A 23,590-nucleotide genomic window follows, 5' to 3' on the forward strand; every position below is an offset into this window, starting at 1 on the left:
CGGGGGAGCCGGGCATGGGGTGTTTTCGCAGGTCAGAGGCGTTTCGGCCGGATCGACTTGCCAGACCCCGGGGAGGGTGCGTATGGTTATAGATCGTTTGATCCCATTGCCCGGCGCCGAATCCGAAGAGCGCCGTGTGGCGCGTACTCTCCCTAGCCGTGGCTGACCGCATTGAGGCGGTCGATTTGCGATTCACGGAGTTTGGGCGCGTGCCGAGACTCCGGAAGGTTTCGCATTTCGCATGTCCATTTCCAGTTCTGACCGTTCCGTCATGCCCGAGAACGACTCCAACGAGATCGTCGACGCCGAGGCCCTTGTGGTCACCGAGGCCATCGAGGCCGCAGAGGCCGACGAGATCATCGAGGCCCTTGAGGCCGACGTGACGAACGGTGAGTCCGTCGAGGACTCCATCGACGACGACACCGACTTCGACGACGACGCCGCCGACGCCGAGCCCTCGATCACCTTCGGAGACCTCGGTCTGCCCGAGGGCATCGTGCGCAAGCTCGCCCAGAACGGCGTCACCGCCCCCTTCCCGATCCAGGCCGCGACCATCCCGGACGCCCTGGCCGGCAAGGACATCCTCGGCCGTGGCCGCACCGGCTCCGGCAAGACCCTCTCCTTCGGTCTGCCGACCCTGGCCTCCCTGGCCGGCGGTCACACCGAGAAGAAGAAGCCCCGCGCGATCATCCTCACGCCGACCCGTGAGCTCGCGATGCAGGTCGCGGACGCCCTCCAGCCCTACGGCGACGTGCTCGGCCTGAAGATGAAGGTCGTCTGCGGCGGTACCTCCATGAGCAACCAGATCTTCGCTCTGGAGCGCGGTGTCGACGTCCTCGTCGCCACCCCGGGCCGTCTGCGCGACATCATCAACCGTGGCGCCTGCTCCCTGGCGAACGTCCAGGTCGCGGTCCTCGACGAGGCCGACCAGATGGCCGACCTGGGCTTCCTGCCCGAGGTCACCGAGCTGCTCGACCAGATCCCCGGCGGCGGCCAGCGCATGCTCTTCTCCGCCACGATGGAGAACGAGATCGGCACCCTGGTCAAGCGCTACCTGACCAACCCCGTCACGCACGAGGTCGACAGCGCGCAGGGCAACGTCACGACCATGACGCACCACGTCCTCGTCGTGAAGCCGAAGGACAAGGCGCCGGTCACGGCCGCCATCGCCGCCCGCAAGGGCCGCACCATCATCTTCGTCCGCACCCAGCTGGGCGCCGACCGCATCGCCGAGCAGCTCGTCGAGGCCGGCGTGAAGGCCGACGCGCTGCACGGCGGCATGACGCAGGGTGCCCGTACCCGCGTCCTCGCCGACTTCAAGGACGGCTACGTCAACGCGCTCGTCGCCACCGACGTCGCCGCCCGCGGCATCCACGTCGACGGCATCGACCTGGTCCTGAACGTGGACCCGGCCGGCGACCACAAGGACTACCTGCACCGCTCGGGCCGTACCGCCCGCGCCGGCAAGTCGGGCGTCGTGGTCTCCCTCGCGCTGCCGCACCAGCGCCGCCAGATCTTCCGCCTGATGGAGGACGCGGGCGTCGACGCCTCGCGCCACATCGTCCAGGGCGCCGGCGCCTTCGAGCCCGAGGTCGCCGAGATCACCGGTGCCCGTTCGCTGACCGAGGTCCAGGCCGACTCCGCGAACAACGCCGCCAAGCAGGCCGAGCGCGAGGTCGCCGAGCTCACCAAGCAGCTGGAGCGCCTGTCGCGCCGTGCCGTCGAGCTCCGCGAGGAGGCCGACCGCCTGGTCGCCCGCTCCGCCCGTGAGCGCGGCGAGGACCCGGAGGCCGCTGTCGCCGAGGTGGCCGAGGCCGCCGAGGCCGAGGTCGCGGCTGCTGCCGCCGCCGCTGCCGCCGAGATCGCCGCCCAGGAGCGCCGCGAGGAGCAGCGCGCCCAGCGCGACGACCGCGGCAACTTCGAGCGCCGCGACAACCGCGGTGACCGTGGCGACCGTGGCGGTTTCCGCCGTGACGACCGTGGTGACCGCGGCGGCGACCGCGGCGGCCGTCCGTCCGGTGGCTTCAACCGTGATGACCGTGGTGGCGAGCGTGGCGGCTTCCGTCGCGACGACCGTCCGTCGGGTGGCTTCCGTTCCGGTGGCGACCGTCCGTCCGGTGGCTTCCGCTCCGGCGGCGACCGTCCCTCGGGTGGCTTCAACCGTGATGACCGTGGTGGCGAGCGTGGCGGCTTCCGTCGCGACGACCGTCCGTCCGGTGGCTTCCGTTCCGGTGGCGACCGTCCGTCCGGTGGCTTCCGCTCCGGCGGCGACCGTCCCTCGGGTGGCTTCAACCGCGATGACCGTGGTGGCGAGCGTGGCGGCTTCCGTCGCGACGACCGTCCGTCCGGTGGCTTCCGCTCCGGCGGCGACCGTCCGGCCACGGGCAACGGCACGTACAACCGTGACGACCGCCCCTCCGGCGGCTTCCGTTCCGGTGGCGACCGTCCGGCCGGTGGTGGCTTCCGTCGCGACGACCGTCCCTCCGGCGGCTTCCGCTCCGGCGGCGCCGGCGACCGTCCGTACGGCCGCCGCGACGACCACCGTCCGTCCGGCTCCGGCTCCGGCTCCGGTTCCGCCGGCGGCTTCGGCGGCCGCCGCGACGACAAGCCGCGCTGGAAGCGCAACGGCTGACCCCAGCTGAGCTGAACCCCTGACAGGGCCCCCACGACTCCGGTCGTGGGGGCCCTGTCGCGTGTTGCTACGATCCACACACTTTTTGCGGTGGGGGGCACGGCAACGCGGAACCCGCGACCGCCCCTGCGCACTTTCCTGGGGGTGGGACTTCTTTGAGACGGTCACGCGTGCTGGGCGCCGCCGCGCTCGCCTTGGCCATCGGACTCGGCGGCCTGACCACCGTGTCGGCCACGGCCGGGCCGACGGCCACCGGAGACCTGACGATCGCGCCGCCGCCGCACCAGGACCCGGCCCACGAGTACGTCTCCGGCGCCGGCACCGGTCTGGCGATGTGGCGGGACAAGAGCTATCTCTGGCGCAGCCTGCAGGACGGCCGCGAAGTCTCGTACACGGGCTGCCAGACCGTCTACGGCACGGACGTCTGGTCCGCGGCTTCCGGCGACACCGTCGCCTGCGAGAAGTCCGGCAGCGGCGGGGCGGCGGGGCCGATGGCCCTGCACGACTTCGCCACCGGCAAGAGCGAAACGCTGGCCGCCCCCGCGGGCCGGGCCTGGACGAAGGCCTTCTCTCCGTCCCAGGTGCTCGCCACCGAGGTGGACCAGGTCGGCTGGGTCACGCTGCACCTGATCGGCCGCGAGAACGAGCCGCGCAAGGACGTCGTCGTCACCTCGCCGGACCGGTTCGGGATGTACGCCTTCCGCGTGCAGGCCTTCGATCAGAAGGGCGCACTGGTCTCGTACTCGAACGGCAAGGGCGGCGAAACCGTCGCACTGGTCGACTTCGCCACGGCGACCCTGCGCCCCGTGCCGCTGCCCGACGGCGTCACGGAGACGACCCACACCAAGTTCGGGCTCGGCTCGCAGTGGATCGCGATGGGGAACTCGGGCAAGGTGACGCTGCGTTCGCGCGCCGACGGCAAGGTCACCCGCACCGTCGACCTGTTCCCGGCGTCGATCGAGTCCGTCCAGCCCGTGGGGGACTGGCTGCTCGCCCGGGTCCCGCAGGGCCTGGTCGCGGCACCGGTCGCGGGCGGAGCGACGCGCACCCTGCTGCCGCGCACCGGGACCGACCCGATCACGCCCGGAGCCGACGGGTCCGCCTACATCGCCGGTGGCACCGACTCCAGCCACTGGGGAATCCACCGCATCGCGGCGGGCCCCGACGGCGCCCCCGTGGTGAAGAAGGCCATGGACCTTCCGCCGAAGCCCGCGGACCGCGTGGCGCTCGCCTTCGCCCAGGGCCGGCTCGCCGTGACCCAGGAAGACCCGCAGAAGAGCGTCCTGGGATACACGGCCTCGGTGTCCGGCACCCCGTCGGTCTCCCAGACCCCCGCCTGGAAGTGCGACGCGACCGTCAACCCGCAGCTGTGCGGGGTGCAGGACGCCCCTGCCGCCCGGAGCGTCGCGACGGGCGACGGCCGGTTCGTCTCGCTGTCGCGCGTCGACGTGGGGGACTGCATCGGCTGCCGGCTCGCGGTGAACGTGATCGACGCCGCCGCGGGCGGCACGGTGCGTCAGGTGCGACTGGAGAGCCGTACGGATCTGTGGCCGGACCACATCGAGAGCGCCTCGGGCCGGTACGTCCACTTCGTGGCGACCGACGCGTCCTCCACCCGTTCCTTCGTCGCGGACATCGACACCGGGAAGGTCCTGGACATCAGTCCCACCTCGCCCTCCGTCCTGTGGGGGGCCGTGCTCTGGCAGTCGGAGGGAGACAAGGGAGTGGTGGCCGGTACCGACCTGCGGAGCGGTCAGATCACCCAGCGGGTCGACCTCGGCTCGGGCTGCCGCCCGTACGAGCTCCAGGTCGCCGGTGGCTGGTTCTACTCCACCTGCTCCTTCTACGGGGACGGCGCCGCCGCCTACCACGTGCCGACCAAGAAGCGGATCCCGCTGCCCTTCACGCCCGAGCGACACCAGGTCCGGCTCGGCGACGGATACGTCGTGCACCGGGCGGGCGCCGGCCTCGAGGTCACCAACCTGCGCTCCGGCGCTCCGGTGCGCGAGCCCGACGTCGCCCAGTACGTCAACTCGTTCGGCACCGACTGGACCATCGACCGGTTCGGCGGCCGCCTCGCCTACACGGACGAGAGCGAGACCGTCCACCTCGTCGGTGTCGCCGGCAAGACCTCCCCGCTCGCGACGATCGACCAGGACCTCGCCGCCACCGTGGACTTCAGGCAGGCGAAGACCTGGCAGGCCCGCTGGTGGGTGTCCAAGCCGGTCGCGTCCTGGAAGCTGATGGTGCGCAACAAGACGTCCGGCATCACCACGGTCGTGCGCACCGGCGGCGAGGCGCGCGGCGTGATCGCCCCCGCGTGGGACGGCAAGTCCCCGACGGGCACGTACCTCTTCACCGGCGACTACGAGTGGACGCTCGTGGCCCGGCCGGCCGACGGCCAGGGCGCCGAGGTCAGGACCTCCGGGTCGGTCCGGGTGACAGGTGTCCCGTCCGCCGCCCGACCCCCGGTGCGCCGCTGAACTGACGGCGACAGGCCGGTCAGTCGATACCCGATCGGCTGACCGGCGCTGTCCGGCTATGCTCTGGGGTGAGCACCTGGAGGGCCATTAGCTCAATTGGCAGAGCAGCGGACTTTTAATCCGTTGGTTGTCGGTTCGAGTCCGACATGGCCTACCGCTCGCAGGCGGGGGTCGACCCCTCTGACCTGCTACTGAGCGCCCCACCCGGCTTCGGCCAGGAGGGGCGCTCAGCCGTTTCCGGGCCCGTGCGTGAGTGTTCCTGTGCTCTTCGCCTGCCGGGTGCGAGGTACCAGCTGGGCCGCCGCTTCGGCGGCTGCCTGGTCTACCTCGAGGAGCAGGCTCGTGTAGGTGTCCGAGGTCAGGGTGGCCGAGACGTGGCGTAGAGCACGAAGGTGATTGGCGTCAGGTCCGTGCGGGCCAGGATCTGGCGGAAGGTATCCGAGGCGGTCTCGGGATGGAGCCAGGCGCCGTTCTCCTGGGTGAAGACCTTGCCGGTCCTGCCAGGCCGTCTCTTCCACGTCCGGAAGGGGGGCCTTCTCGTCGGCCCCACCTGCTCCAGGAGCGCCGCGATGGTCGCGACGCTCTCGGGATCGTCCGTCTCGGGTATGCCGAGGAGGGCGCGTACGCGGTCCAGGTCGGACTGGGAAATGGTGTCCCTTTCGTAGCCCTTGGCGGGGTCGACGTCGGCGAGTTCGTCCGGCAGGTCGGGGAGGGGCTCACTGTCCGTATGGATGTAGCTGCGCACCTGGCGGAGATCTTCCTTGGCGCGAGCGGCGCGTTCAGCGAAGTCGGCCTGATGGCGAAGGGCCTGCGCGCTTGATGTCATCGGTCGCCCGCTGGGCCACCCGTCGCTGGTAGTCCTCGCCCTGCACTGCGGCCAAGGCCTCCGCCAGAGCTGCGGTGTAGGCGCGGTGGTGGCGGAGCATCGGGTGGTCTGCCTGGTAGTTCTCATCCAGGTCGGCGAACCAGCTCATGGCTTCTGCCGGTCGCCTCGTGCTGTCAACGCAGCGCTCTGCGCGGGCAGCTTGCCATCTGATCGCCAGCCCGGCAGGGCCGCGTGATCCTGCGGCAGAAGCCCCGGCTCTCCCGGAAGCCGGACACCTGGCACTACACGTGGGACGCAGACGACCGGCTCACGGAGGTGACCACCCCGGACGGGGCGCGTTGGCGCTACCGCTACGACGCGATGGGCCGCCGTGCCGCGAAGCAGCGGCTCGCGTCGATCGACGCTTCACGTGAAACATCGGCGCAGCCGGACGAGGTCGACCAGGTCGTGGAGGAGACCGTCTTCACGTGGAACGGCCCGACCCTCGTCGAGCAGACGACGCGCTCCGCGGGCACCCCGCACGAGGTCACGCTCAGCTGGACCCACTCCGGCCTGCACCCGCTCACCCAGGTGGAGTCCATACGCCGGTCGTCGCAGGCATCGCAGGCATCGCAGGAGGAGATCGACAGCCGCTTCTTCGCCATCGTCACCGACCTGGTCGGCACGCCGACCGAACTGATCGACGAGCAGGGCGAGGTCGCCTGGCGCACCCGCTCCACGGTATGGGGCAAGACGAGCTGGAACCGAGACGCCTCCGCCTACACCCCGCTGCGCTTCCCGGGCCAGTACCACGACCCCGAGACCGGCCTCCACCACAACTACTTCCGCACCTACGACCCGGAGACCGCCCGCTACCTGACAGGCGACCCGCTGGGCCTCGCACCGTCCCCGAACCCGGTCGCCTACGTCACCAACCCGCACGTGTGGGCGGACCTGCTGGGCCTCAGCCCCTGCCCGGAGAAGGCCGAGGAACGGAAAGCCCTGGGGCCTTCCGAACGCGGTGACACCGTCCCGCACCTGGAGGGGTCGACGATTGTCGCGCGCTTCGCCAAGCCGGGGGAGGAGTTCAACATGGTGATCTCAGTCGGTCAGAAGGAGCCGGGCGGATTCGGATCCTTTGATGACGTACCCAACCTGCAGTTCGTTCGCGATCAGATGGCCATCCGCACCGACTGGAAGGGTGACGACCTGCTCCTGCAGCGCTACCGCATCTCGGAGGGGGACCCGATCCTCGTACAGGAGAGCATCATCGGACCCCAGATGGACCCGAAGCTGGGCCGTCTGCCCGGCGGCGGGACTCAAATAGAGATCATGGAACGATCGGACCGAGCCCGACTGATCCCAGTCGGCCCACCCACGGAGATCCCCAAGTGACAGAAGCAGAACCCGACGTCGTGGTCGCCTGGAACCGAGGCGATACCACGGTCCGGTGGAGCGGCCCCGCCGGGAACGTCGAGAAGTCGTACGAGCTGCCACCACGGATTGTCCTGGCGTGGCGTGAGTACGACGAGACACTGGTGCTGGTGGTGGAAGCGCTGGACTTCGCACCCTTCACTCCGTCGGACAACGCAGTGGTCTTCCGGGCCGACGGCTCGGAGCGGTTCAGGCTGCACCCACCGCGCGACCTGTTGTACGACCCGAGCAAAATGCACGGCTTCTACACCGCCTTCCCGCAGGACGGGCGGCCGCTTCTGATCATGGTCGCGAGCAATGCACCCGATTTCCAGGGCCGCATCGACGTGGAGACCGGCGAGATCGTGGACACCAACCAGTGGCGATAGGCCGGGGGAAGAGCCAGGCGACAGGGGAGGATCCCGACGTCGTGGTCACCTGGAACCGAGGCGACACCACGGTCCGGTGGAGCAGCCCCGCTGCTGGGAACGTCGAGAAGCAGTACGAGCTTCCGCCGGTCAACGTCATGGCGTGGCGGGAATACGACTCAACAATGGTGCTGGTGGTGGAAGCGCTGGACAGCACCCCCTTCACCCCGACGAACAACGCGGTGGTCTACTGGGCCGACGGCTCGGAGCGGTTCCGGCTGAACCCGCCGCACGACCTGGTGTATAACCCGAACGAACTGGAAGGCTTCTACTCCGCCTTCCTGCAGGGGGGCCGGCCGCTCGTGATCATCGCAACGCGCAACTCGGGCGATTTCCATGGCCGCATCGACGTGGAGACCGGCGAGATCGTGGACACCAACACCTGGCGCTGAGCCGGGGGAGAGCGTGTCGGCTTGCAAGGTCTGGAGTGATGTGGCCGTGGGGTGCCATGGCGCAGGAATGGTGTCGCACAGCCGTGACCGTGCGAAGGCCCGCACCTGCTGGTGCGGGCCTTCGGCACGCCTGGAAAGTGGTACGGCTGTGCGGGCGGCGATGGCACAGTACGCCGGTCCTGTCGCGTCGCTGCGTTCAAGGGATACACGAGCCCCAGTCAGGGCCGCCGAGTGCGTGAGCGATGCGTGAGCGGACGTGCTGGCACGGGGTGGTCTGGAGCGGATGAGGCGGCAGGGTTTAGTGCTCTGAACAGGAGTTTCCAGAGCTTGGCGGACCGAGCGGAATGTTCCGGCAGGATCCTGCCGGGACTTTTAATCCGTTGGTTGTCGGTTCGAGTCCGACGTGGCCTACCGCTCGCGGGTGGGGGCGAAGCCTCCCGCCCGGCGCCCAGCGCCCCTTCCGGCTCCGGCCGGAGGGGGCGCTCGGTCGTTTCCGGCCGGCCTGGCCCGCCCCCGCGCGAGCGGACGTCCCGTCATTCCCCCGGGGCGGGACGGGAAAACCCGGTGAACCTCCCGGCCGGGGCGGGTAGCGTCGCCGTCCGTGACTCCAGTCCTGCGCACCGCACGCCTGCTCCTCGACCCGTACGTCCCCGAGGACGAGGAATGCTTCGTGGACCTCTTCCAGGACACCCGCGTGTCCCGGTGGATGGGGGACGGCCCCACCACGGAGGCCGAGGACCGGGCCCTCTTCGGGCGGGTCTTCACGAAGGTCTACGCCGAGGACCTCTTCGACGTCTGGGCCGTGCGGCGGGGCGGCGAGCTGATCGGGCACGCCGAGATCAAGCGGACCGACGAGGTCGACGGTCACGAGATCATCTACGCCCTGGCCCCCGGGGCCTGGGGATCGGGCCTCGGCACCGAGATCGCGGAGGCGATCGTCGCGTACGCCTTCGCCACCCTCGGCCTGACCGAGGTGCACGCCACCGTGGCCGCCGCCAACACGGCCTCCCTGAGCCTGCTGAACCGCATCGGCTTCACGCACGTCCGGGACCTGCGGGAGGACGACGGCTCCACCACCCGTGTCCTGACCCGCCGGCGCACGCCCAAGGGCGGCTGATCCACACCCCGTACGCACGAGCGCCCCACCCGGTCGGACCGGATGGGGCGCTTCTGCGTACGGGGTGTGGATCAGGCGGAGATGCCGCGACGGCGGCGGCCGAGCCAGGCGGCGGCCGCCCCGAGCACGACCAGGGCGGCGGCGAGGCCGGCGTACAGACCGGTGGAGGAGCCGGCGCCGGTGTGGGCGAGGGAGCCGGTGGCCGTGGTCGTGGTGGTCGTCGTGGTCGTGCCGGTGGTCGTCACCTTGCCGTTGCCGGTGGAGGTGGAGGTGGCGACGGCGGGCTGCACCGAGGGGGCGGTGGAGGGAGCGGTGGACGGGGTGGTGGAGGGGGTGTCGGTGGGCACCGTCTCCGCGAACGGGACGAGCGGGAACTGCACGGAGCCCGTCTTGAGCGGGTAGGAGTTGCCCTCGGCGTGGCGGACCTCGGCCTCCATCGTGATCGTGGTCTTCTTCGTCAGCTCGGTGTGGTTGCCCAGGCTGACCCGCAGCGGCAGGGTGTGGACGCCGTCGGCGGCGCCGAAGCCCTTGGGGATCCGCGGCAGCTCGTAGCGGCTGTCCTCGGCCTTCAGGTCCTGCCAGCGGCCGTCGAACAGGGCCTGCACGTGGAAGTCCGCCTCCTGCTCGCCCGGGTGGGACAGGCTCAGGCTGGTCGCGAGGGCGGTGCCGAAGGTGCCGTCGCCGGTGGCCTCGTAGTTCAGGTCCAGGTACGCGCGCTCCTCCTGGCCGTCCTTGCCGGAGCTGATCTGCTGGAACCAGGTCTTCAGCTCGCCCGCCTTGATCTGCGGGTCGACCTTGAAGGTGTGCGAGTCGGCGCCGCCGGGGGCCACGGAGTTGTTGTAGCTGGCGGCGCTGAGGCTGAAGTCCCCGTCGTTGGTGGGGTAGTTCGCGCCGAGGCCGATGGTGACCTTCCAGGTCATCTTGCCGTTGGCGGGGATGTCGAAGCCGCCCTTGTCACCGCCCGGCTCGCCGGCGGCGGGGAAGAAGGTGCCCTGCCACCCGCCGTCCTGCTGGCCGATCGAGGACGCGGTCGCCGGGGCGTCCACCGCCTCGACCTTGAAGACGACGTCGTCCTTCTCCAGCCGGCTCGGGCCGGTCGGGTCCACGAGCATCCACGGGTTGTACGTGACGGCCTTGCCGGTCGGGTTCTTCACCGTCAGGTCGAAGGACTCGGTGGCGCCGCCGCGGGTCAGCGGGCCGCTCGGGACGGGAGCGCCCATCTCCGTACGCAGCACGGCGTGGTCGTCGGTGGCGGGTGCGGCGGACGCGGCGGTGGCCGAGAGCGGCAGCAGAGTGGTGACAACGCCGGCGACGACTGCGATGGCGGCTGCGGTGCGAACGGACATGGTGGACTCCCCCCGGGAATCACAGGGGCATCGGCAGAGGGCCGAGCCGGTTGGTGTGGTGGTCGTCGCCCGGCCGGTTCGTGTTCCCCCTGGCCCTGGCGACAGGTGAATCATCGCCCGCGCCCGATCCCGGAACGATCCCCGCTGTGTCACCGGCGTGCAACAGGGACGATCTTGGTTCGCGGGTGCCCGTCCTGGGCCGGTTTTAGGGCCTTGACCTGCGATGATGCCGGTTCGCGGGTGGGCCGGCCGGTAATTGGCGGAGGGGTCCCCCCGGATGGCGTAGAGTTGTGTTTACCGACGCGGGGTGGAGCAGCTCGGTAGCTCGCTGGGCTCATAACCCAGAGGTCGTAGGTTCAAATCCTGCCCCCGCTACTCAGTACGAAGGCCCGGTTCCCTTTGGGGAGCCGGGCCTTCGTCATGTCCCGGTCCCGCTCCTCGTGTGTCCTCACGTGTCGTCACCCGTCCGGCCGCCGCCGGGTCGCCGTCCGGCCGCTCCTGCCGCCAGCCTTGAGGGGCGAGGCGGCGGCGGGCCCGCATCCGTACGAGGATCCGGGCGGCAGGAGAGCAGCGTGGCGGGGCTGGGCCGGCAGGGCAACGGTGGGCGCGGTGGCAGGCGCGGCGGCGTGAGCGGTGGCGGGAGCGGTCCGGCCCGGCAGGTGGTCCGGGTGCTGCCGGGCGCGCTGATCGTGATCGGAACGGCCTTCAACCTGCTGACCCCGCCCAGCTTCACCGGATCCCCCTTCTTCTCCGCGGCCCCGCTGGTCGCCGCCCCGCTGTACACGTTCCGGGCCACGGTGCTGACCGGACTCCTCGCCTCGCTCGCGGTGTTCCTGCTGCAGCTCCGCAGCGGCACCGGAGGGGAGGTCGAGGCGCTGACCGAGCTGGCCACCGTGGTGACCGTGTCCGGGCTGGCGCTCCTGATCAACCGGGTGGTGCGGCGCAGCGGCGAGCAGCTCGCCTCCGCGCGCGGGATCGCCGAGGCCGCGCAGCGGGCGGTGCTGCCGAAGCCCGCCGAGCGCATCGGCGGGCTGCACGTCTCCGCCTGGTACGAGGCCGCGCAGGCCGACGCCTTCATCGGCGGCGACCTGTACGCCGTCCAGGACACCCCGTACGGAGTGCGGCTGGCGGTGGGTGACGTACGGGGCAAGGGGCTGGGGGCGGTGGAGGCCGTGGCGGTGGTCCTCGGGGCGTTCCGGGAGGCGGCGGAGACCGAGCCCACGCTGGAGGCGTTGGCGCAGCGGCTGGAGCGGGCCCTGGCCCGGGAGGGCACCCGGCGCGACGGCCTGGACGCGTTCGAGGGGTTCACGACGTGCGTGCTCGGGGAGATCCCGCCGGGCGCGGGGGTGCTGCGGCTGCTCAACCGGGGGCATCCGGAGCCCCTGCTGCTGCACGGGAACGGGGAGCTGGCGGTCCTCGCCCCGGCGGAGCCCGCCCTGCCGCTCGGCATGGGGGAGCTGGGCGGGTGGCCGGACCGGGTGGAGGAGCGGGCCTTCCCCGCGGGCACCACCCTGCTGCTCTACACGGACGGGCTGAGCGAGGCCCGGGACCGGGCGGGCGACTTCTACGATCCGGCGGCCCGGCTGCGCGGACGGATCTTCCCCGGGCCGCACGCCCTGCTCAGCGCGCTCAGCAGCGATGTGCGCCGGCACACGGGCGGCGGGGCCACGGACGACATGGCGCTGCTCGCGGTGGGCCGGCCGGCGCTGGGGCAGCCGGAGCGGCGGAGGACCGTGCCGGTGGTGCGCCGGGGCGACGGTACGTGACGCAGTGTGTTTGAACTAATGCTCTCTGCAAGCACATTGACAAAACGTCATGTTCCGGGTGTGGCCGAAGAGATGGGGGAGTTGCCTGATTTTTGCCCGAGTTGACTGCTATTTGTGGCGAAAAGGCCTGGCCAGAGCCAGCCATTGCGTGGCCGATTGGTGCGAACGATCAAGCGCAACAGCTTGGAATCACTCCCCTGCGTCTATTACCTTTCGATAACGCAGCGCGGTCGTCCCAGCCGTCGCAAGAGACGGCGCCGTGCGCGTGCGCGTCAATGAGGAGTGTGCCCCGGTGGCCTCCAACTTGCCTGCCCCTGAAGGCACCGAGATCCAGGAGCCGCCCACCGCGGGTGCCTGGGGCGAGTGGAACCCCACCGAGGACTCGGTCCGTCCGGTCCGCGGGAAGCACCGGATCGCCAAGCAGCGCGGGGGACTTGCGCGCAGCTCCACCGTGCTCGGCGTCGGTGTCATCGCGGCGGTCGGCGCCGGCGGCATCGCCCACGCGCAGGACCGGCCCCAGGTCGCGATATCCCTGCCGTCGATGTCCGACCTGCCCGACCTGCCCGACCTGATGCCGGGCGACAACTCCTCGCGATCGGACGGCGCTTCCGGATCGGCGGCCCAGGCGGCGGCACGGACGGGGATCATCGCGCAGCAGAGCGACAGCGGCGCCGACGCCGGCGAGGTGCTGCGCAACCGCATCCTCCAGCAGGCCGAGTCCCAGCAGGGCGCCGCCGAGGCGAAGGCCCGGGCGGACGCCGAGCGGGCCGCGCAGGAGGCCGCCGCCCAGGAGGCCAAGGACAAGCTGGATGCGGCCCGTACGGCTGCCGAGGAGGCCAAGGTCCAGGCCGAGGCGAAGGCCGCGGAAGAGGCCGAGGCCGCGAAGAAGGCCGCCGAGGCCAAGGCCGAGCAGGAGCGCGCCAGATCGGCCGGCGGCTTCTCCCTGCCGACCTCCGCCTACACCCTCACCTCCCACTACGGGGACTCCGGCTCCATGTGGTCCTCCGGCCACCACACCGGCCTCGACTTCGCCGCCCCGACCGGCACCCCGGCCAAGGCGGTGGCCGCCGGAAAGATCACCTCGGCCGGCTGGTCCGGCGCGTACGGCTACCGGATCGTGCTGCAGCTCGAGGACGGCACGGAGGTCTGGTACTGCCACCTGTCCTCGATGTCCGTGACCTCGGGCGCGGTCGGCGCCGGCGAGACCATCGGCCGCGTCGGCGCCACCGGCAACGTCACCGGACCCCATCTCCACCTGGAAGTACGCAAGGGCGGCTCGACGATCGACCCGCTGGCGTGGCTGGAGTCCAAGGGCCTGAACGTCTGAGATCCGGCGCCGCCCGCCGCGGTACGGGTACGGCGGGCAGCGCGGCCGCGGGCGCGGCGACGGGCAGCGGGGCCCGCAAGGGGTCGAACGACGGCGGCAGCAGCTCCTCCATGACCGCGGCCCGGGCCAGCGCCGGGCCCGCCGTCGCACGGCGCTGCCAGAGCCGGTGCAGCAGCTCCCGTTCCCGGCCGGCGAAGTCCGGCTCCCCCACCGGGCCGCCGCGGCGCGCCCGGTTCCGCAGCAGGGCCAGGGCGGCCGCGTCCGCCTCGTACCGGGCGACCGCGCGTCCGGCGGCCCGGCCGCCGCTGCGCCGGGCCAGGGCGCGGGCCAGTGACCGAGCCGGCATCGAAGCCAGTGCCGGTACCTCGGCGGGGCCGATCCAGCCGGCGGCCGCGTACACCGCCAGCTCCCCGGACACGACCCGCAGCCGGGCGCGCCGTATCCGCACCGCCAGCCACACGAGCAGCCCGAACGCCGGGACCATCACGAAGGCGTAGACCGTGTAGAAGCCGTGGTCCCCGAACCGCGAGGAGCCGTTCCACAGGGCGTGCATGCCCATGGCCGGCGCCAGGCCGAGCAGCGGCAGGCAGATCCTGCGGGAACGGCGCACGCTGAGCGCGGCCGCGCCGAAACCGAGCCCGGTGAGCACCGTGAACAGCGGGTGCGCGAACGGCGACAGCACTATCCGGACGAAGAAGGTCGCCGCCGTCACCGACTCCAGCACGCCGGAGCCCTCGGCGAGGTCCTCACCGTAGGCGTTGCCGAGGTAGAGGATGTTCTCGGTGAAGGCGAAGCCGGTGGCGGTGAATCCGGCCACGACGAAACCGTCGGCGGGGCCGGTGAAATGGCGTCTTCGGAACACGAACACCAGCAGCAGGGCGGCCGCCTTGGCGCTCTCCTCCACCACCGGGGCGACGGCCACCGAGCCCAGGTGATCGGCGTCGGAGGCGTCGGCGGTGGCCGCGGCTATCCACTCGGTGGCGAAGTTGTTGGCCAGTATCGCGATCAGCGCCGCGGCGCAGGCACCCCAGCCGAAGCAGAACAGCAGCTGCGGCCAGGGCGCGGGCGCGGCCCGGCCGAGCCACCGGAAGGCCGCCATGAGCGGCGCCACCGGCAGGACGGCCAGGCCGAGACCGACGAGGAAGCCCGGGGTGCCGGTCTGTTCCCGCACGAGTTCGAGGATCGAGATGCCGGTGACGGCGAGCAGGGCGAGGAGCACGCACGTGCGGACCGTGCCCGACGGACGTGCGAGCACAGCGAGGAGCGCTCGGAACACACCATGACCCTAGCGATCCGGTCTGACACGCGCCGTGACGTTGTCAGTTCTCCGTGCGACGGAAGAGCAAGTCGTGTACGACGTGGCCCTTGTCGAGGCCCTGTCCCTCGAAGCGGGTGAGCGGCCGGAACGCGGGGCGCGGCGCGTAGCCGCCGTCGGCCTGCGTGTTCTCGAAGTCCGGGTGCGCGGTGAGGACTTCGAGCATCTGCTCGGCGTACGGCTCCCAGTCGGTGGCGCAGTGCAGCACGGCCCCGGGGGCCAGGCGGGTCGCGGCCAGCGTGAGGAACTCGGGCTGGATCAGCCGGCGCTTGTGGTGGCGGGCCTTGGGCCAGGGGTCCGGGAAGTACACGCGGATCCCGGCCAGGGAGTCGGCCGGCAGCATCTCGCGGAGCAGGATGATCGCGTCGCCGTTGGCCACGCGGACGTTGGTCATCCCGCCCCGCTCGGCGAGGGCGAGGAGGTTGCCCTGCCCGGGGGTGTGCACGTCGGCGGCGAGGATCCCGGTGTCCGGGTCCTCGGCGGCCATCTGCGCGGTGGCCTCGCCCATGCCGAAGCCGATCTCCAGGACGACGGGGAGGCCGTCGAACATCGCCTGCAGGTCGATGACCTCGCGGCCGTCGATGTCCAGGCCCCAGGTGCCCCACAGACGCTTCAGGGCCTCGCCCTGGCCGGTGGTGACCCGGCTGCGCCGGGGCTGGAAGCTCCGGATCCGCCGCTCGTGGTGCGAGCCGGCCGGATCCGGCGAGGGCCCGTCGGGGAAGCGGGGCTCGGTCCGCCACTTGGGCGGCACGTACGAACTCGCCTCCGGCGCGGCGTCCGGGAGGCTGGGCGGCTGGGGATTCAGGGACTCAGACACAATGCCGTGATTCTACGACGGGGGGTCGGTGCGCCGCCGCGCGTGCGCCGCCGCCGCGGGGAGAGGGCTCCGCGCAGCGGGACGTTCGAGGCCGTCGGCACCGGCTTCGGGACCGTTCAGGCCGAGCCGAGGGTGCGAAGGGCCCGGGAGGCGATCTCGCGGCCGATCGGGAGCGAGGCGGTGGCCGCGGGCGAGGGGGCGTTCAGGACGTGGACCGTGCGCGGGGCGTCGCGGATCAGGAAGTCGTCCACCAGCGTCCCGTCCCGCAGGACGGCCTGCGCGCGGACCCCGGCCGCTGCGGGCCGCAGGTCCGCCGAGGTGACGGCCGGCAGCAGCCGCCGTACCGCCCGGGTGAAGGCCTGCTTCGACAGCGAGCGGTGGATCTCGCCCGTCCCGTACCGCCAGTGCCGTGCGGCCATCCGCCAGGATCCCGGCCAGGCGAGCTCGTCCGCGAGGTCCCGCGGCCGCACCGTCGACCAGGCGTAGCCCTCGCGGGCCAGCGCCGGCACCGCATTGGGTCCGACGTGGACCCCGCCGCCGATGCCCCGGGTGAGGTGGACCCCGAGGAAGGGGAACGCCGGGTCGGGCACCGGGTAGACCAGCCCGCGGACCAGGTCCGGACGGGTCAGGTCGTAGTACTCGCCCCGGAAGGGGATGATCCGCATCCCCGGGTCGTCGCCGGCCAGCCGGGCGATCCGGTCGCACTGCAGGCCCGCGCAGTTCACCAGCACCCGCGCCCGGACCACCAGCCCGGACGTGGTGCGGACCGCCACCGCCGACGCGCGGCGGGAGATCAGGTCCACCGCGCCGCCGTAGACGATCTCCGCGCCCGAGGACTCCGCCAGCTGGGCGCTGACCCGGCCGTAGTCCACGATCCCGGTGCTGCCGACGTGGATCGCGGCCAGGCCCCGGACCTCCGGCTCGTACTCGCTGATCTGCGCCGGGCCCAGCTCGCGCACCGGGATGCCGTTCTCCCGGCCGCGCTGGACCAGGGCGTGCAGCCGCGGCAGCTCCTCCCGCTCCGTGGCGACGATCAGCTTGCCCGTCACCTCGTGCGGAATCTCATGCTCCGCGCAGAACTTGACCATCTCGGCGGCGCCGCTCACCGCGAAGCGCGCCTTCAGCGATCCCGGGCGGTAGTAGATCCCGCTGTGGATCACGCCGCTGTTGCGGCCGGTCTGGTGCCGGGCCGGGCCCGGTTCCTTCTCCAGGACGACCACCTTGGTCCCCGGAGCCAGGCTCGACAAGGCATGCGCCGTCGACAGGCCGACGATCCCGCCGCCGATCACCAGCACATCGCAGTCCACGCCCACGCCGCCGCCCACGCTGACACCTCCCACCCCTGCATACTGCACCCCGGCACCGACAACGCGGCCACGCGGGTCCCGGGGCCCGCCTTCCGATCAGGTCCTACGCCGGCGCGACCAGCAGCGGCCGGGCCCGTTCGCGCAGCTCCGCGACGCGCGGCTCGTCCCCGTACGGTTCCAGCCGGTGCAGCAGGTCCCGTACGTATTCGGTCGTCCGCGCCGAGGAGATCCTGCCCGCCACCTCCACCGCCCGGGTGCCCGCCGCGCACGCCGCGTCGAGATTGCCCGACTCCAGCTCGGCGACCGCGCTCACGACCAGCCGCAGCCCGTGCGAGCGCACGTACTCCTCGGTGGGCCGGGACAGTGCCTGCTCGGTGAAGCGCCGTACCTGCCGGGGCAGTTTCAGATCCCGGTAGCATTCTGCAGCATCCGCCGCGAAACGGTCGTACGAGTAGAAACCCAGCCAGGTCGGATCCGGATCGCCTTCCCGGGACCGCTCCAGCCAGCCCTCCGCGGCCTTCAGCGCCGCTCCGGCGGCCACCGGATCGCCCGCTTTCGCGTGCGCCCGCGCCTCGACCAGCCGGAAGAAGCTCATCGTGCGGGCCGTGGCCAGGCCGCGGTTGCGCTCGACGGCCGCCTGCGCGAGGTCCACGCCCTCGTCCGGGAAGTCCCGGTAGGTCGCCTGCAGGGACATCGAGGCCAGCACGTACCCGCCGAGCGGTACGTCCGCGGCCGCGCGGGCGAGCCGCAGCGCCTGGATGTAGTAGCGCTGGGCGGCCTCCTGCTGGCCGGTGTCGAAGGCCATCCACCCGGCCAGCCGGGTCAGTTCGGCGGTCGCGCCGAACAGGGCGCGGCCCACCTCGTCGGTGTAGGAGCCGAGCAGCAGCGGCGCCGCGTCCACCCGCAGGCACTCGGGCACCATCGACGAACGCCAGTCCCCGCCGCCGTACTTGGAGTCCCAGCGGCGCGCGTCCTCGGCGGCTTCGCGCAGCTTCGTCACATCGCTGTGGCCCACGCGCTGCCCGTGGCCGCGCGGCGTTTCGGCGCCGTGCTGCGCGGGCACAACGGTGGACGGCGGGCCCGACGCCCGGCCCGCCATCGGGCCTGTCGCGGGTCCGGTCGTACGCCCCTCCGGAGAGGGCCGTGCACCTGGCGCCGTCGCCTCGTTGCCCGGCGCCGATGCGGGCGTCTCGTGCGTCGCCGCGTCGTGAGCCGAGGGGGTGGCAGCAGGTACGGGGCCCTGGGCTTCCCGCGCCACCGAGCCGTCGGCGGGAGATATCAGCCAACGCGAGGCCGGCGTCGCGTACGCCGCCACCGAGAAGGAACCCGCGAGCGACTGCCAGATCCCGCCACCGCCGCGCCGTCCGGCGAGGTCGAGCCGGTAGAGGTCGGTGGCCGAGCGCACCGCCGCGCCGACGTCGCGCGGGAAGGACAGCCCGACCTCGGGCGCGGGGTCCGCGTCCGCCAGCCCGATCTCGTGCAGCGGCACCGGCCGCCCCAGCTTCGCGCCGATGGCGGCGGCGATCAGGTGCGGGGCGGCGCCCTGCGGCACCATCCCCTTCGACACCCACCGGGCCACCGACGTCTTGTCGTACCGAAGCGTCAGGCCGCGCTGTGCGCCGAGGTCGTTGACCCGCCGGGCCAGCCCGGCGTTGCTGATGCCCGCGAGGGCGAGGACGGCGCCGAGCTTCTCATTGGGCTCGCGGAGCTCCCTGGACATGCGCCACCCCTCGTCACACGCGGAACGCATACGCCGCCGGGGCATAGGCGCCCGGCATTTCGTAAACCCAGCGTAGTTCCCCGCCTCCCAAGCGTTAAGGCCCTTACTTCCGTATGGCGGGATTGTTGTCCGTTTGCACAGTCCGCCCCGGACCCGGCGCCGGGGCGCACGTGTCATCGCGTGCTCCGCCCGTGTGGCCGTGCGCCCGCCCGTGCGCTCTGGCCGGTCCGGTGCCCCGGCGATTCGATGTGCGGTGCGTGGGTCGGCCCGCTGCGCGGATCGGGCGGGCCGGGGGATGCCGCTACCTCAATCCCCGCGGGTGGCGGAACGGTCCGGGGGGCGGATTCCGCCTCCCGGACCGCGCCCGCGCACCGGGCTCCGGCGGCCCGGCACGACTCTTCCGGCGGCCGAAGAATGGCTGAAAGCGACCTATGGGGCGGTGGGAACGGAACGCCAAATACCGCGTGGCCGGGGCGTGTTCGTTTGCATGTGCGCCCCCTATAACCACTCTCGCACGCCTGTCCCGTGGCAGCATGGACCCGAGCCACCCGGGGTCCCGCCGGCCGCGCCCTCAGCGCTGACCGTACTGCCCGTGCCCCGGTCATGTGCCCACAGGCTGGGGAGGCGGCGGTGCGCTGGTTGGTGGGTTGGAGCAGTATCGCCGCGAGCTTCGGCACGGCCGGCCGGGTCAACGGCCACGGCTCCGGCCAGGGGGGATACGGCCAGGGAGGGTACGGCCCGGGCGGATACGCCGAGGGCGGCTCCCCGCTGCGCGGCGGCCTCGCCGACGCGGCCCACGCGGACGACCCCGGCGCGGACGCCGAACGCACCGTGCACCCCGTCGGCGCCCAGCTCCTCTGGGGCGACCCCGACCCCCTCTGGGCCGTCGGCGACTGGCGCCCCGACGAGATCCGCACGGTGACCGCCGACCCCGCCGACCCCTTCACCCGGCTCGCCGTCCTCGGCTGCTGCGGCGCGACCGACGCCGAGCTGAGGAGGGCCCTCTACGCCGCCCGCGGCGGAGCCCTGCGCCACCTCACCCAGTGGTCCGGCAGCTACACCGCCGTCGTGCAGGCCGGCCGCCGGATCACCGTCGTCGGCGACCTCGCGGGCGCGCGCCCCGTCTTCTACACCCCCTGGGCGAGCGGCACGGCGTACGCCACCGCCGCCCTCCCGCTCGCCGACCTCATCGAGGCGCAGCTCGACATCGGCCATCTCGCCGCCCTGCTGGCCTGCCCCGACAGCCCGGAGGCACTGGGCGACGGCACACCGTACGCCGGGGTGCGCCGCATCCCGCCCGGGCACGCGCTCATCCTGCGCGAGGGCTCCCGCGAGATCACCGGCTACGAGCAGGTCGCGTCCCTCGCGGTGGCCGCCCCCGAGGCCGAACCCGAGCGCGCGGTGGAGGGCGTACGGGAAGCGTTGGTGGATGCCGTGCGCGCCCGGCTCACGGCACCGCGGCATGCTCCCGACACGCTGCCGCCGTACGATCCCGGCCCCGTGCCCGGAATGGGCCCCGCCGACCGGCGCGCGGCCCGCGGCGCCCCGGCGCCCGGGGTGGGCGCCGACCTCTCCGGCGGCAGCGCCTCCGCGACCCTCGCCCTCCTCGCGGCCGGTCTGCCGGGAGCCCCGGGCACCCTGCTGAGCCCCGCCGGGGCGCGGCTGCTCGCGGTCACCTTCAACGACCTGGCCACCCCGCAGGGGCGCGAGGCCGAACTGGAACGGGCCCGCGCCATCGCCGCCGACCCGCGCCTGCACCACGTCGTGGTGGCCGCCGCCGAGGAAGCCCTCCCGTACGCCGATCTCGACGGCCCGCTCACCGACGAACCCGGCCCCTCGCTCGTCTTCGCCGCCCGCGAGCGGCGAAGACTGGCCGCCGGCTCGGCCGACCACTTCACCGGCCACGGCGCCCGGCAGGTCCTCGACGCCCACCCGGCGCGCATGGCCGACCTCCTGATGGACCGCCGCCGCCGCCACCTGCTGCGCCCGGTGGCGGCGCTGGCCCGCTCGGCCTCCGCCTCCGGAGCTTCCGGGGAGTCCCTGCTGGTGCCGCTCACCGTGTACGCGGCGGCCCGCAGACTTGCCCGTACGCCGTACCGCGCGGGCATGGAAGCCGCCGCGGCCCGGCTCCGCGAGGGCGGGGTCACCGAGCGCGCCTCCGGTCCGGTGGACGCCTCCCTCGCCGCCCTGACCTGGTCACGGCCGGGACCTGCGGCCGGCTGGCTCACGGGCGAGGCCCTGGCGGAAGTATCGATCCGGCTCACGGTCGCGGCCGGCCGGCCGCCGCTGTCGCTGCGGCCCGGGGAGGCCCGGGCCCGTTCGCTGCTGGCCCGGCACGCCGCCGACCACCGGGTGTTCGAACAGGCCGTGGAGGTCCGCAGCCAGCGCCTGCACGCCCCCTTCCTGGACAACCAGGTCGTACGCGCCGCCCGCGCCCTGCCCGAGTCCCTGCGCGTCCAGCCCGGGGCCCGGGCGGAGATCCTGCGCAGCGTCCTGGCCTCGGCCGGAGTGCGCGAACTCCCGGTGGGCTGGGGCGCCACGGCCCACACCCCGAACGAGACGGCGACCCGGCTGGGGCTGCGCGCCGCCCTCGGCGAGCTGCTGTCGCTCTTCGCCTCGCCGCTGCTCGCGGACGCCGGCCTGATCGAGGCCCGGGTGGTGCGCCAGGCCCTGCTCGACGCGGCGGACGGCCGGCCGGTCCCGCTGGACGGGCTGGCGGAACTCGTCTCGATGGAGCTGTGGCTGCGCCGGCTGCTGGCCCGCCGTGGCACCTGCTGGACGGGAACCTCCACGGCGCGCCGGCGGGCGGTGCCGGAGGGGGTCCCGGTGCACCGCCCGGCGCTGTCCTGAGCTTGTTCGTCAACCTTCAGGACGCTGCGGGCTGTTGCCCGGTGGGGCAAATTGCGATGCGCACCGGCAGCAGGCCGGTCACACTCGCCGGCATGACTGCGAAGATCACTCGTATCAACCCCGAGCAGCTGCACGACACGCCCGGCTATCACCACATCACGGTGGTGGAGGCCGGTCGTACGGCCTACCTGGCGGGGCAGTGCCCTCTCGATCGGGGTGGTTCCCTCGTCGGTTCCGGATCGCTCGAGGTGCAGGTCGACCAGGTCGTCGTGAACGCACTCGCTGCCCTGGCTGCGGTTGATGCCGACCCGGAACACGTGGTGCGCTCGGTGATCTATGTGCGGAGCGACGACAGGGACGTTCTGGGCGCCGCCTGGCGTCGGCTGACCGACTCGGCTCTCGGGCCGGCGTTCACCACGGCCAGCACGCTGTTGGGTGTCGCGCAACTCGGCTTCACGGGCCAGCTCGTTGAAGTGGACCTCACCGTGGCGCTGCCCGACTGAGCCTCTCCGGTCCGGCCTTCGTGGTTCAGTCGTGGTTCTTGGTTCAGTCCGTGGTTCAGGAGCCGAGCACCAGGGCCGTCGCGATCGCCGGGCCGAAGGCGCCGCCGAGCTGGTAGCAGAGGGTGAACAGGCCGATGGCCGTGGGGCGCTGGGCGTCGGGGACGCTCGACGCGGCGTGCGTGGACAGTACGGCGTTGGCTCCGGTCGCGCCGAACACGCCGCCCAGGGTGGCCAGGAGCAGCAGCGGTCCGTGGCTCGCGAAGACCGCGACCAGGGCCGCCAGGGTGCCGATCCCGATCAGCACCGTGCGTACGGCCACCCGCCCCATGCGCGCCGAGCCGGCCGCCAGCAGCAAGGAGAGCGCGGATCCGGTGAGCAGCGCCACGAGCTGACCGGCGGCGGCCGCGCCGGTGTCCCAGCCCGAGCGGTCCGAGATCAGCCGGGGCACGGCGAACAGCAGCGTGAAGTACGAGGTCGACAGCGCGAGCGCCAGCAGCGCGGAGCCGAGGAAGAGGGGCCTGCGGATCAGCGCGGCCGGGACGAAGCCTTCGGGGCGCCGGCGTATGTGGAGCGCGAGCAGCACGGCGGCGAGGACCGCGGAGCCGAGGGCGACGGCCGGTGCGTGGGGCAGCAGGACCAGGGTCGTGGCCAGCAGCGTCAGCAGTGCGGCGCCGCGTGCGTCGAACCTGCCCTGCGGGGCGGCCGCCGGGGCCTTCGCGTACTTGCCCACCGCGGGCACCGCCAGCAGCGAGACCAGGGACACCGAGAGCGAGAGCCGCCACGAGACGGCGTGCGACAGCTGGGCGCCGAGGAGCGGGCCGGTCGCGCCGAGCATGCCGAAGCCCGCGCTGATGACGCCCATGCGACGGGCCGAACCGGCCAGGCTCATCGCGGACGCCACCAGTCCGGCGCCGCCGGCGGCCTGCGCGGCCCGCCCGAGGAGGGTCAGCGGAAGCCAGGGGGACGCGGCGACGAGGAGCGTGCCGCCGAGGAGGAGGGCGCTGGACAGCCGGAGCACCGGGGCCAGGCCGCGGCGGCGCAGCAGACCGGCGAGCAGCGGGATGGAGACGGCCATGGCCCAGGCGAAGGCGGCGACGAGCCAGGCGGCGGTGGAGGTGCCCACCCCGAGGGAGCCGGCCATGTCCGGAAGGATCAGCACGGGGGCGTTGGCCGCGGCCGCGACGGGGGTGGCCAGCAGCGCCAGCCAGAGGACGGGGACGGGCCGGGGCCGGCCGGTGTCGTTGTCGCTGCCGAAGGCCGCACTTGTGGCCCTCGTGGCCCTCGTACTGGTGGTCATCGTGGCGCCAGCTCCGATCCATCTCAAGATTCAGAATCTCAACGTTGAGATAAAATCAGGGAGTCCTCTCAA

17 protein-coding genes, 2 tRNA genes and 1 pseudogene are annotated in these 23,590 nt (G+C 72.5%); 12 read left to right on the plus strand and 8 right to left on the minus strand.

Annotated features, from left to right (window positions below):
- Nucleotides 1-271 precede the first annotated feature (271 nt).
- The 3 genes from ACFYZ4_RS25625 (at nt 272) to ACFYZ4_RS25635 (ending at nt 5,269) form a co-directional block, all read left to right on the plus strand.
- Nucleotides 272-2,632 (plus strand): DEAD/DEAH box helicase, encoded by a 2,361-nt coding sequence (locus ACFYZ4_RS25625; RefSeq protein ID WP_390784882.1) that lies wholly within the window; start codon nt 272-274, stop codon nt 2,630-2,632.
- Between the two features lie 155 nt (nt 2,633-2,787).
- Nucleotides 2,788-5,115, plus strand: a complete 2,328-nt coding sequence (locus ACFYZ4_RS25630) for a hypothetical protein (RefSeq protein ID WP_390784883.1) — start codon at nt 2,788-2,790, stop codon at nt 5,113-5,115.
- A gap of 81 nt (nt 5,116-5,196) precedes the next feature.
- A tRNA-Lys gene (locus ACFYZ4_RS25635) sits at nt 5,197-5,269 on the plus strand.
- Between the two features lie 204 nt (nt 5,270-5,473).
- Here the strand turns inward: ACFYZ4_RS25635 and ACFYZ4_RS25640 are convergent.
- A complete protein-coding gene (locus tag ACFYZ4_RS25640) occupies nt 5,474-5,860 on the minus strand; it encodes a hypothetical protein (protein WP_390784884.1) in 387 nt (128 codons plus the stop codon).
- Between the two features lie 34 nt (nt 5,861-5,894).
- A complete protein-coding gene (locus ACFYZ4_RS25645) occupies nt 5,895-6,089 on the minus strand; it encodes a hypothetical protein (RefSeq protein ID WP_390784885.1) in 195 nt (64 codons plus the stop codon).
- Between the two features lie 74 nt (nt 6,090-6,163).
- Here ACFYZ4_RS25645 and ACFYZ4_RS25650 point away from each other — a divergent pair.
- From ACFYZ4_RS25650 to ACFYZ4_RS25665, 4 genes and pseudogenes are all read left to right on the plus strand, one after another.
- Nucleotides 6,164-6,901 (plus strand): annotated as a pseudogene (locus ACFYZ4_RS25650) (RHS repeat domain-containing protein); the annotation flags it as partial.
- 410 nt (nt 6,902-7,311) lie between these two features.
- The gene (locus ACFYZ4_RS25655) at nt 7,312-7,722 is read left to right on the plus strand and encodes a hypothetical protein (RefSeq protein WP_351290036.1); all 411 of its coding nucleotides are present in this window, start codon (nt 7,312-7,314) and stop codon (nt 7,720-7,722) included.
- A 41-nt stretch (nt 7,723-7,763) separates the two neighbouring features.
- The gene (locus ACFYZ4_RS25660) at nt 7,764-8,153 is read left to right on the plus strand and encodes a hypothetical protein (RefSeq protein ID WP_351290038.1); all 390 of its coding nucleotides are present in this window, start codon (nt 7,764-7,766) and stop codon (nt 8,151-8,153) included.
- Nucleotides 8,154-8,754: 601 nt separating this feature from the next.
- The gene (locus ACFYZ4_RS25665; protein WP_390784886.1) at nt 8,755-9,270 is read left to right on the plus strand and encodes a GNAT family N-acetyltransferase; all 516 of its coding nucleotides are present in this window, start codon (nt 8,755-8,757) and stop codon (nt 9,268-9,270) included.
- Between the two features lie 71 nt (nt 9,271-9,341).
- Here ACFYZ4_RS25665 and ACFYZ4_RS25670 read toward each other — a convergent pair whose 3' ends face one another.
- On the minus strand, nt 9,342-10,616 hold the full coding sequence (locus ACFYZ4_RS25670) for an LPXTG cell wall anchor domain-containing protein (RefSeq protein ID WP_390784887.1): 1,275 nt from the start codon (nt 10,614-10,616) through the stop codon (nt 9,342-9,344).
- A gap of 301 nt (nt 10,617-10,917) precedes the next feature.
- On the opposite strand from ACFYZ4_RS25670, the gene ACFYZ4_RS25675 reads away from it, so the two are divergent.
- From ACFYZ4_RS25675 to ACFYZ4_RS25685, 3 genes are all read left to right on the plus strand, one after another.
- Nucleotides 10,918-10,991, plus strand: a tRNA-Met gene (locus ACFYZ4_RS25675).
- A 197-nt stretch (nt 10,992-11,188) separates the two neighbouring features.
- Nucleotides 11,189-12,382: a PP2C family protein-serine/threonine phosphatase gene (locus ACFYZ4_RS25680; protein WP_390784888.1), complete on the plus strand. Its 1,194-nt coding sequence runs from the start codon at nt 11,189-11,191 to the stop codon at nt 12,380-12,382.
- Nucleotides 12,383-12,674: 292 nt separating this feature from the next.
- A complete protein-coding gene (locus ACFYZ4_RS25685; RefSeq protein WP_390784889.1) occupies nt 12,675-13,709 on the plus strand; it encodes a M23 family metallopeptidase in 1,035 nt (344 codons plus the stop codon).
- Here ACFYZ4_RS25685 and ACFYZ4_RS25690 read toward each other — a convergent pair.
- The 4 genes from ACFYZ4_RS25690 to ACFYZ4_RS25705 form a co-directional block, all read right to left on the minus strand.
- Nucleotides 13,618-14,985 carry a PrsW family intramembrane metalloprotease gene (locus ACFYZ4_RS25690; protein WP_384349778.1) on the minus strand — a complete coding sequence of 456 codons (1,368 nt, stop codon included), beginning with the start codon at nt 14,983-14,985 and terminating at the stop codon, nt 13,618-13,620. The genes ACFYZ4_RS25685 and ACFYZ4_RS25690 overlap by 92 nt on opposite strands.
- A gap of 43 nt (nt 14,986-15,028) precedes the next feature.
- The gene (gene trmB / locus ACFYZ4_RS25695; protein ID WP_384349781.1) at nt 15,029-15,841 is read right to left on the minus strand and encodes a tRNA (guanosine(46)-N7)-methyltransferase TrmB; all 813 of its coding nucleotides are present in this window, start codon (nt 15,839-15,841) and stop codon (nt 15,029-15,031) included.
- A gap of 116 nt (nt 15,842-15,957) precedes the next feature.
- Complete coding sequence (gene lhgO / locus ACFYZ4_RS25700; RefSeq protein WP_390784890.1) at nt 15,958-17,196, minus strand: L-2-hydroxyglutarate oxidase; 1,239 nt, start codon at nt 17,194-17,196, stop codon at nt 15,958-15,960.
- A 55-nt stretch (nt 17,197-17,251) separates the two neighbouring features.
- Complete coding sequence (locus ACFYZ4_RS25705; protein ID WP_390784891.1) at nt 17,252-18,868, minus strand: sporulation protein; 1,617 nt, start codon at nt 18,866-18,868, stop codon at nt 17,252-17,254.
- Nucleotides 18,869-19,498: 630 nt separating this feature from the next.
- On the opposite strand from ACFYZ4_RS25705, the gene ACFYZ4_RS25710 reads away from it, so the two are divergent.
- The gene (locus tag ACFYZ4_RS25710) at nt 19,499-21,718 is read left to right on the plus strand and encodes an asparagine synthase-related protein (RefSeq protein ID WP_384349785.1); all 2,220 of its coding nucleotides are present in this window, start codon (nt 19,499-19,501) and stop codon (nt 21,716-21,718) included.
- A gap of 92 nt (nt 21,719-21,810) precedes the next feature.
- Nucleotides 21,811-22,221, plus strand: coding sequence for a RidA family protein (locus ACFYZ4_RS25715; protein ID WP_390784892.1), 411 nt, complete (start codon nt 21,811-21,813; stop codon nt 22,219-22,221).
- Nucleotides 22,222-22,276: 55 nt separating this feature from the next.
- Here the strand turns inward: ACFYZ4_RS25715 and ACFYZ4_RS25720 are convergent, their stop codons facing one another.
- Entirely contained in the window at nt 22,277-23,518 is a 1,242-nt protein-coding gene (locus ACFYZ4_RS25720; protein ID WP_390784893.1) for an MFS transporter, read from the minus strand.
- Nucleotides 23,519-23,590: the final 72 nt, after the last annotated feature.

The organism is Streptomyces sp. NPDC001513 (assembly GCF_042894695.1).
Taxonomy (GTDB): Bacteria; Actinomycetota; Actinomycetes; order Streptomycetales; family Streptomycetaceae; genus Streptomyces.